Origin of the sequence: Brevundimonas sp. (assembly GCF_032107865.1) — a bacterium.
Classification (GTDB): Bacteria; Pseudomonadota; Alphaproteobacteria; order Caulobacterales; family Caulobacteraceae; genus Brevundimonas.
This window is the reverse complement of the sequence record NZ_DAMCNG010000130.1, coordinates 1-7,832: the sequence shown is the minus strand read 5'-3', so window position 1 is coordinate 7,832 and position 7,832 is coordinate 1. Positions and strand designations below refer to the sequence as shown.

9 protein-coding genes are annotated in these 7,832 nt (G+C 67.0%); 4 read left to right on the top strand and 5 right to left on the bottom strand.

The window, feature by feature from the left end:
- Both RT567_RS11165 and RT567_RS11160 read left to right on the top strand, forming a co-directional pair.
- Nucleotides 1–257, top strand: a 257-nt coding sequence (locus tag RT567_RS11165; protein WP_313576440.1) for a hypothetical protein, incomplete at its 5' end; no start/stop codon positions are given.
- Between the two features lie 121 nt (nt 258–378).
- Nucleotides 379–978, top strand: a complete 600-nt coding sequence (locus tag RT567_RS11160; protein ID WP_313429312.1) for a hypothetical protein — start codon at nt 379–381, stop codon at nt 976–978.
- Here RT567_RS11160 and RT567_RS11155 read toward each other — a convergent pair.
- Nucleotides 964–2,133: an MFS transporter gene (locus RT567_RS11155; RefSeq protein WP_313576439.1), complete on the bottom strand. Its 1,170-nt coding sequence runs from the start codon at nt 2,131–2,133 to the stop codon at nt 964–966. The genes RT567_RS11160 and RT567_RS11155 overlap by 15 nt on opposite strands.
- 48 nt (nt 2,134–2,181) lie before the next feature.
- On the opposite strand from RT567_RS11155, the gene RT567_RS11150 reads away from it, so the two are divergent.
- Nucleotides 2,182–2,550 carry a DUF423 domain-containing protein gene (locus tag RT567_RS11150; RefSeq protein ID WP_313576438.1) on the top strand — a complete coding sequence of 123 codons (369 nt, stop codon included), beginning with the start codon at nt 2,182–2,184 and terminating at the stop codon, nt 2,548–2,550.
- Nucleotides 2,551–2,594: 44 nt separating this feature from the next.
- Nucleotides 2,595–3,557 carry a prolyl aminopeptidase gene (gene pip, locus RT567_RS11145; protein ID WP_313576437.1) on the top strand — a complete coding sequence of 321 codons (963 nt, stop codon included), beginning with the start codon at nt 2,595–2,597 and terminating at the stop codon, nt 3,555–3,557.
- An 18-nt stretch (nt 3,558–3,575) separates the two neighbouring features.
- Here pip and RT567_RS11140 read toward each other — a convergent pair whose 3' ends face one another.
- The 4 genes from RT567_RS11140 to RT567_RS11125 are packed head-to-tail and all read right to left on the bottom strand — an operon-like array spanning nt 3,576 to nt 7,720.
- A complete protein-coding gene (locus RT567_RS11140) occupies nt 3,576–4,052 on the bottom strand; it encodes a DUF6173 family protein (RefSeq protein WP_313576436.1) in 477 nt (158 codons plus the stop codon).
- A 28-nt stretch (nt 4,053–4,080) separates the two neighbouring features.
- On the bottom strand, nt 4,081–5,238 hold the full coding sequence (gene rodA / locus RT567_RS11135) for a rod shape-determining protein RodA (protein WP_087139471.1): 1,158 nt from the start codon (nt 5,236–5,238) through the stop codon (nt 4,081–4,083).
- Complete coding sequence (gene mrdA, locus RT567_RS11130) at nt 5,235–7,229, bottom strand: penicillin-binding protein 2 (RefSeq protein ID WP_313576435.1); 1,995 nt, start codon at nt 7,227–7,229, stop codon at nt 5,235–5,237. The genes rodA and mrdA overlap by 4 nt, the downstream gene beginning before the upstream one ends.
- Nucleotides 7,226–7,720, bottom strand: a complete 495-nt coding sequence (locus RT567_RS11125) for a hypothetical protein (RefSeq protein ID WP_409516169.1) — start codon at nt 7,718–7,720, stop codon at nt 7,226–7,228. The genes mrdA and RT567_RS11125 overlap by 4 nt, the downstream gene beginning before the upstream one ends.
- Nucleotides 7,721–7,832 lie beyond the last annotated feature (112 nt).

The following is a 7,832-nucleotide window of genomic DNA, read 5'->3' as shown; positions in this document are numbered from 1 at the left end:
CCTTCGCCGGTCACGACCCGGCGCGGGCGCGTCAGATCGTCCGCCGCGTGGCGCCGGCCGCCGTCCGCAGCGTCTCTCGTCGGGTGCTGAGCGACGACGCCCTGCGCGCCGATGCCGAGGCCTACGTTCGCGCCTTCGCCCATGGGCTGAAACTCCAGGCGGAACGTGGCGACGCCGAGGATGTGCAACTGCGGCTGGCGACCGACGAGGGCCGCGCCTTCATGCTGCTGGACGCCGCCGTAGGCGACCTGAGCTGACCGCCTCGCCTTTCCATCACGCCATCGCGGCGCCGGTCAGGCTTGACCTGGCGCCGCATTTCAAAGCACCGTTCATGCTGCGGCGCGCCACGACGGCGCTAGAGGGGGTCTATTTCCTTTGATGGGTCTGGATTCCAACGGTCGCCCTGATCGGCGCCCCGTCATCTCCATTTGCGCCTGGTCGCCGTCCTATCGGGCCTGGGATCCCGTCGAGGATCTGTCCGGCGAGCCCTGGAACCCGCCCGGCGCGCGCACCCTGGCCACGCCCGGCGACGCCTCGGCTGAGGCTCTCGCCGCAACCCTGACGGGCCTCCTGTCACGCGGCGAGTGCTCGGCCTTGCTGCTGGTCGGCCGCACGATTCACGCCGGACCTGTCCGGGTTCAGATGCGCGCCGAAAACCGCCGCCTGGGCGAGCCCGGGCGCCTGGACAGCACCGCCCCCAGCATTGCGCGCGTGACGGCGCCGGTCGCCGACATCCTGCGTGAGTTGACCGAGGCCGGGGTCTCGGCCATCGCCGACTCTGACGCCGAAGAGGATGCGGGAAGCTATATCCTGTACCGCATTCTGGCAGATCTGCCCGACAGCCTGGAATCTCCGTCCATCGGCCTGCTGCGGATTCCCGACGGCGAGAGCGAGAACACGGTCCGGACGGCGGTCAAGACGGCCGCTTCGGCCATGGCGCGTCGACTGGCGCCTCTGCCCCGATCAAACGTGGCCTGAAGCCGCTTCCTTCGACCGCACCCACAGACCGACCAGCCCCCCAGTCAGAGCCAGCGCCGCCATGGCCAGATAGGCCTTCAAACCGACCGCGTCGTACAACGGCCCGCTGACCAGGGTCGCCAGACCGATCAACACCCCGGCCGACAGGGCTGAGCTCAAGGTCTGAGCGGCGGTGTGGCTGTCCGGCGGACACAGGCGCTCGACGATCTGCACCCCCGCCAGATAGGTAGCGGCGAACGTCAGGGCGTGCAGCATCTGCAACGGGATCAGCATCCACAGCGGCGGGGCGAAGGCCATCAGGCTCCAGCGCAGGATCGCCGCCCCCGCGCCGATGAACAGCATGGTCCACGAGCCGATGCCGATGCGACGACGCCACGGCTCGATCCACCACATGAAGCCGATCTCGACCACGACGGAAAAGGCCCACAGCATCCCCGTCACGCTCTCGGCCAAGCCCTGCGCCCGCCAGCTGATGGCCGAGAAGCCGTAGTAGAAGGCGTGCGTCGCCTGCACCGCGCCGATGGAAAAGATCGCCGCCATGAAGACGGGGCGTCGCAGCAACCGCCCCAGCCCCTGAAATCGCTCCAGCTTCGACACGGGGCCGCCTTCAGACACAGGCTCGGCAGGCAGGACGCGCCAGGCCGTGATCGCAATCAACAGCGAGGCGGCGACAACCCAGAAAATGACGGCGTCCGAGGACACGCGCGTCAACAGCGCGCCCATTGCCAGATTGGCCACGACAAAAGCCGCCGAGCCGCACCCGCGCGGAAGCGAGAAAGCGAATCCCTCACGCCGGGCGACGCGCAGGGTCATCACGTCGCTAAGCGGAATCAGAGCCGCCGCCGCCGTCGCGCCCAACAGCCAGAACAGCGCCCAGAGCACGAACCCCTCGACTAACCCCGCACCGCCGTAGCCTACCGCCATGACTAGCCCCAAGAAGGCGATGGGCGTTCGTCTCAGCACAAAACCGTCGGCCCAAACGGCCAGCAACGGCCCCGTCACCGCCCGCGCCAGCATGGGAATGGCCAGCAGGGCGCCGATCTGGGCGCCGCTCAGCCCCTGATCGCGGAACCACAGGCCGGCGAACGGCAGGGTCACGCCGCTGGCGCTGAACAGCAGGATGTATTGCAGCGCTATGCGCGATGCGGCTTTCATCGGCGCGCGATAGCAGACTTCGCGGTTTTTGTGGTCTAGACATTAGACATGAGCCCTGACCGCAAACTGCTCGCTTTCGCCGGTTTCAACGGCGCCATGGCCGTCGCCCTGGGCGCCTTCGCTGCTCACGGCGCCGGCCCCGCCATCAAGACCCTGCTGACCACGGGCGGCCACTATCAGATGGTGCACGCCGCCCTGGCCGCCGCCCTGGCGCTGTTCGGTACGAGCCGACTGCTGAGCCTGGCCGGATGGTTGGCCAGCACAGGCGGGCTGATCTTCTGCCTGGCCCTGGCCATGATCGGGCTGTTGAGCCTGCCGGTCATGGGCGCGGTGGCGCCGATCGGCGGCGCCCTGATGATCGCCGGATGGGCCCTGCTGATCTTCGCCGCCTTCCAGTCCAATCTCCCCAAGGCCTGACCGCTTCAGGCCTGACCGATCCTTTTCTCAGAAGGGCATCTCTCGTGACCAACACTGCGCGCCGCGACCTCTACCCGGAAATCGAAGCCTACGCCTCGGGCTGGATGCAGACCGACAGCGTCCACGAGATCTATTACGAAGAAAGCGGCAATCCCCACGGCGTGCCGGTCATCGTCCTGCACGGCGGCCCCGGCGGGGCGGTCAATCCGGGGATGCGGCGCTATTTCGACCCGGCCAAGTACCGCATCGTCATGTTCGACCAGCGCGGTTGCGGTCTATCGCGGCCGAACGCCTCGCTGGAGAACAACACCACCTGGGATCTGGTCGCCGATATCGAGCGCCTGCGCGAAATGCTGGGCATCGACAAATGGGTCGTTTTTGGCGGTTCCTGGGGTTCGACCCTGTCGATGACCTACGCCATCAAGCATCCGGATCGATGCCTGGCCCTGCTGCTGCGCGGCATCTTCCTGCTGACGAAGAAGGAGTTGCACTGGTTCTATCAGGACGGCGCCTCGATGATCTTCCCCGACGCCTGGGAGCGTTTCCTGGCCCCCATCCCCGAGGCCGAGCGCGGCGACCTGATGGCCGCCTACTACAAGCGCCTGACCGGCGATGACGTCGAGGAGCGCAACCGTTGCGCCGTGGCCTGGGCGACCTGGGAAGGCGAGACCGTCAGCATCCAGGGCCCGTCAGGCAAGCCGGACAAGTTCGCCGATCCCGACTTCGCCGTAGCCTTCGCCCGCATCGAGAACTGGTATTTCACCAACGGCGGCTTCTTCGACAGCGAGCACTGGATTCTCGAAAACATCGAGACCATCCGCCATATCCCCTGCTGGATCGCGCAAGGCCGGTTTGACGTGGTGACGCCGATCTCGGGCGCCTGGTCCCTGCACCGCGCCTGGCCCGAGGCCAAGCTGGATATCATCGGCGACGCCGGCCACGCCTCCAGCGAGCCCGGCATCATCGACAGCCTGATCCGCGCCACCGACTGGGCGGCTACGCTCTAGGCGCCGCGTAGCCAGAAGCTATTTCGGGTTGGTCTTCTCGATCATCTCGCTGAGTTGGAAGCCGATACGGCGCGCCTCGCGCTCCTCCGGCTTCTTCATGGCGCTGAGCACCACATTGATCTGGCTGTAGTGCTGGATCAATCGCACCGGCTTGCCGTCGGCGTTGCGGCCGAAGAACATGATCAGGTCCGGCCCCCAGAAGCCGACATCCATGATCTGCATGGCGCCGTCGCCGGGCAGGCCGACGACGCGCGCGCCGATCTCCTCGTCCTTGTCGAGGTTGGCCTCGAACTCCTCGATCAGCTTGGACAGGCGGACAAAGGCCCACTCGGCCGGGTTGTCGCGCATCCGCAACCCCTCGGCCTGGACCGCCGCCTCATTCTTCGGATCGGCCAGAACGGGTTGCGGACAGGGCGTGTCGCCACAATCGGAGAACATGGCCGGATCGGCCTTCGGGATGTCGGCGGCTTCGGTTTCGGGCGTCTGAACAGTCATGACGACAGCCTAACGCCCGTACAGCCGATTAGAACAGCCCCTGCCCCTTCGGCAGTTCGACATAGCGGTGCACCCGCATCGACAGGATCAGGCCGAAGCCGATCATCACCGTCATCATGGTCGATCCGCCGTAGGACAGCAGCGGCATGGGCACGCCCACGACCGGCGCCAGCCCCATCACCATCGCCCCGTTGATCAGTACGAACAGCGCCAGGAAGGCCGTCATGCCCGCCGCGCTGATCCGGCCGAAATGGCTGTGCGAGAGGGCCGCGATCCGCAGCGAGATCAGGATCAAGGCGACATAGCAGGCCAGGACGGTGAAGGAGCCCAGGAAGCCGAACTCTTCGGATACGGTCGAGAAGATGAAGTCCGTATGGCGTTCCGGCAGGAACTCCAGCTGGCTCTGACTGCCCAGGCCGTAGCCCTTGCCCATCAGGCCGCCGGACCCCAAAGCGATCTTGGACTGGATGATGTTGTAGCCGGTGCCGGAGGGGTCGGCCTCCGGGTTCAGGAAGGTCAGCACGCGGTTGCGCTGATAGTCGTGCATCACGAACATCACGAATGGCGGGATCACGGCCACGGCGGCGGCGGCGCACGCCACGATCACACGCCAGCTCAGACCCGCCATGAACATGACGGCCGCCCCGGTCAGGCCGATGATCATGGCCGAGCCGAGGTCTGGCTGCTTGGCGACCAGAAGGAAGGGCACGCCGATCATCCCCACGGGGATCAGCAGCTTCCATGACCAGCGCGCCTCCTGCGCTGAATGGCCATGGTACCAACGCGCCAGGGCCAGCACGAGGCCGATCTTGACGAACTCGGCCGGCTGGATGCGGGTGAAGCCCAGGTTCAGCCAGTTCTTGGCCCCGCCCGCCGTGTAGCCCAGCGGCGTGAACTCGATCATCAGCACCAGAACCAACAGCACGCCGTACAGCGGATAGGCTGCGCGGAACCACCATTTCGGGTGCACCATGGCCAGGCCGATCATGCCGACCAACAGGACGCCGAAACGGATCAGATGCTTGGCCGCCCAGGGCTGCCAATGCCCCCCGGCGATCGAATACAGCATGGCCGTGCCGATGCCTGCCAGAATGCACAACAGGCCGATGACGCGCCAGTCCAGCTCAGCGAACTTGCTGGACAGGCGGTCGCGTTCGCCGGGACGGGTCAGGGCGGATGCGGTCATTGTCCGGGCTCCGTCAGGGGCGGCGGGGCGACCACGTCGATGCCGGCGCCGTCGACCGGCTCGCCTCGCGCTTCAGCCTCACGCGCGCCGGCGTCTTCCTGAGCCTCGAATCCGGCCTGTTCGATGCGGGCGCGGATTTCGGGATCCTTCAGCAAGGCGACCTTCATCACCTCGCGGGCGCGCGGCGCGCCGGCCGTGCCGCCCCCCAGGCCGCCGTGCTGGACGATGACCGAGACGGCGTAACGCGGATTGTCCGTCGGCGCATAGGCCACGAACAGGTTGTGGTCCTTCTGGTCCCAGGGACGTCCGGCGCCCTTGCGCGAGCCGGAGCCGTAGTTGCGCGCCTGGGCCGTGCCGGTCTTGCCGGCCATCTTGACCGTGCCCAGACCCAGTTGGCTGTTGCGGAAGCCCGTGCCCCCGGCGGCCGTCACCGCCTCCATGCCGTCGCGCAGAACCTGCAGCATCTGAGGATCGTAAGGCAGATCAGCGAAGGCGCTGCCGCCCTGCTCCACCCCGCCGACCGACTTGATCAGCCGCGGCGACACCGCCTTGGAGCCATTGGCGACGCGCGCCGTATAGACCGCCAACTGCAGGGCGTTCACGGTCAAGGCGCCCTGGCCAATGCCATAGCTGGGGTTCTCGCCCGGATACCATTTGCCGTCGCCGCGCACGGGGTTCTTCCGGCGCCATTCGCGGTCAGGCACCAGTCCGGCCTTCTGGCCGGGAATGCCGATATCGAAGGTCTGGCCGAAGCCCATGTCCCGCGCCGTCTCGGCGATGGCGTCCGGCCCCATCTCGGTCGCCAGGGTCATGAAGTAGACGTTGCAGGAGGCCTTGATGGCCCCGCGCAGGTCCAACGCCCCATGCCGCCCCAGGCAGGCGAACCGGCGCCCCAGATAGAAGCTGCCGTTGCAGAAGATGCGGCGGCTGGGGTCCAGGCCTCGCTTCATCGCCGCCAGGCCCACGATCGGCTTGAACGTCGAGCCCGGCGCGAAGGTGCCGCTCAGCGCCTTGTCCAGCAGCGGGCGGCGCTCATAATCCGCCAAGGCGCGATAAATCTTGGACGGAACGCCCGAGACGAACAGATTGGGATCGAACGACGGCGACGACACCATGGCCAGGATGTCGCCGTTGCGAACGTCCATGACGACGATGCTGCCCGCTTCTTCGCCGAAGACCTCCAGCGCGCGCTGCTGGACGTCGTTGTCCAGCGTCAGCACCACCTCAGAACCCTGAACGGCCGGGCGTGATCCGGCGATGTCTTCGGCCACGACGCGGCCGCGTGCATTGACCTCGACCCGCTTGCCGCCTTCGACGCCGCGAAGGTCCAGATCCAGAGATCGTTCAATGCCCTGACGGCCGATGCGGAAGCCGGGGTTGAACAGGATGGCCGGCGGCTGCTCGCCCTTGTCGCGGATCGCCTTCACGTCGCGGTCCGACACCTTGGCCACATAGCCGACCACATGGGCGTAGGCGCCGCCGTGCGGGTAATAGCGGGCCTCGTTCATGTCGGCCATGACGCCAGGCAGTTCCGCCGCGTGCAGATTGACCTTGGAGAACTCCTCCCAGGTCAGGTCGCTCTTGACCGGGACCGGCGAGAAACGCGGCGCGGCGTTGACCTCGCGGATGATGGTGCGACGACGATCCAGGGTGTCCGGCAACAGCTGGCCCAGCAGGTCCAGCGTCTGGTCCAGATCCTTGGTCTCGTCGCGAACGACCAGGACGCGGAAGCTGGGCCGGTTCCCGGCGATGACCACGCCGTTGCGGTCCTTGATCAGGCCGCGCGGCGGCGGCACCTGGCGGAAGTTGAACTGGTTGCGCGTCGCCAGGGTGGCGAACTCTTCCGACTTGAACAGCTGCAGATGCGCCAGGCGCCCGACCAGGGCCAGCCCGCCAACGACCGTCGCCCCGCCCAGCAGCATGGTGCGCCGCAGGAAGGAGCCCTGCCGCTCGTTCACATCGGAAAAGAAGATATGCGGTTCGCTGCTCATCGGAATCGCACGTCCGCGTCGTCGAAGCGCTCGATCAACCAGTCAGCCAGGGGGAAGAGCAGAAGCGTAGGGATCATCTGCCCCATAACAGCCAACAGATTGGGAGCATTCCCAAGGCTGCCGCGCGTCACGAAATAGGCGACCGCGAAAGCCAGGCCCGTCGAGGCGACATAGAGGGCGAACAGGACAATCGTCGCCTGTCCCGCCAGATACTTCGACGCCAACAGCATCGCGCCATAGATCAGCAGCAGGCTGAGCGCCCACATGCCCGTCTGGCCGCCCCAGAAGAAGTCGAGGAACACGCCCAGCCCGAACAGCACCGCCGGCGCCAGCATGGACGGACGGATCAGCGGCCAGGCGAAGGCCAGGACCATGGGCCAGACCGGCTCGGGCAAGGTCAGGCCGAACAGGCGCAGCGGAATGGAGAACAGAATGGTGGCGGCCGCGGCGATCAGCGCCGGGTAGCCGATCCACTGCATCGGACCGACCATCCGCACGGTGATCGTCCGTCTCACTCGCGACCTCCGTCAGGCGCGGTCGGCGTCGGCGCTTGCGCCGCGGGTTGAGATGGCGGGGCGGCGATCGGCCGTGGCGCGGCGGGGC

Coding starts and splice junctions, on each gene's coding strand:
- rodA (WP_087139471.1), bottom strand. CDS start 5,238: ATGACCGCATCCGCCCTGACCCGTCCCGGCGAACGCGACCGCCTGTCC.
- RT567_RS11125 (WP_409516169.1), bottom strand. CDS start 7,720: ATGGTCGGTCCGATGCAGTGGATCGGCTACCCGGCGCTGATCGCCGCG.
- mrdA (WP_313576435.1), bottom strand. CDS start 7,229: ATGAGCAGCGAACCGCATATCTTCTTTTCCGATGTGAACGAGCGGCAG.
- RT567_RS11160 (WP_313429312.1), top strand. CDS start 379: ATGGGTCTGGATTCCAACGGTCGCCCTGATCGGCGCCCCGTCATCTCC.
- RT567_RS11150 (WP_313576438.1), top strand. CDS start 2,182: ATGAGCCCTGACCGCAAACTGCTCGCTTTCGCCGGTTTCAACGGCGCC.
- RT567_RS11155 (WP_313576439.1), bottom strand. CDS start 2,133: ATGAAAGCCGCATCGCGCATAGCGCTGCAATACATCCTGCTGTTCAGC.
- RT567_RS11140 (WP_313576436.1), bottom strand. CDS start 4,052: ATGACTGTTCAGACGCCCGAAACCGAAGCCGCCGACATCCCGAAGGCC.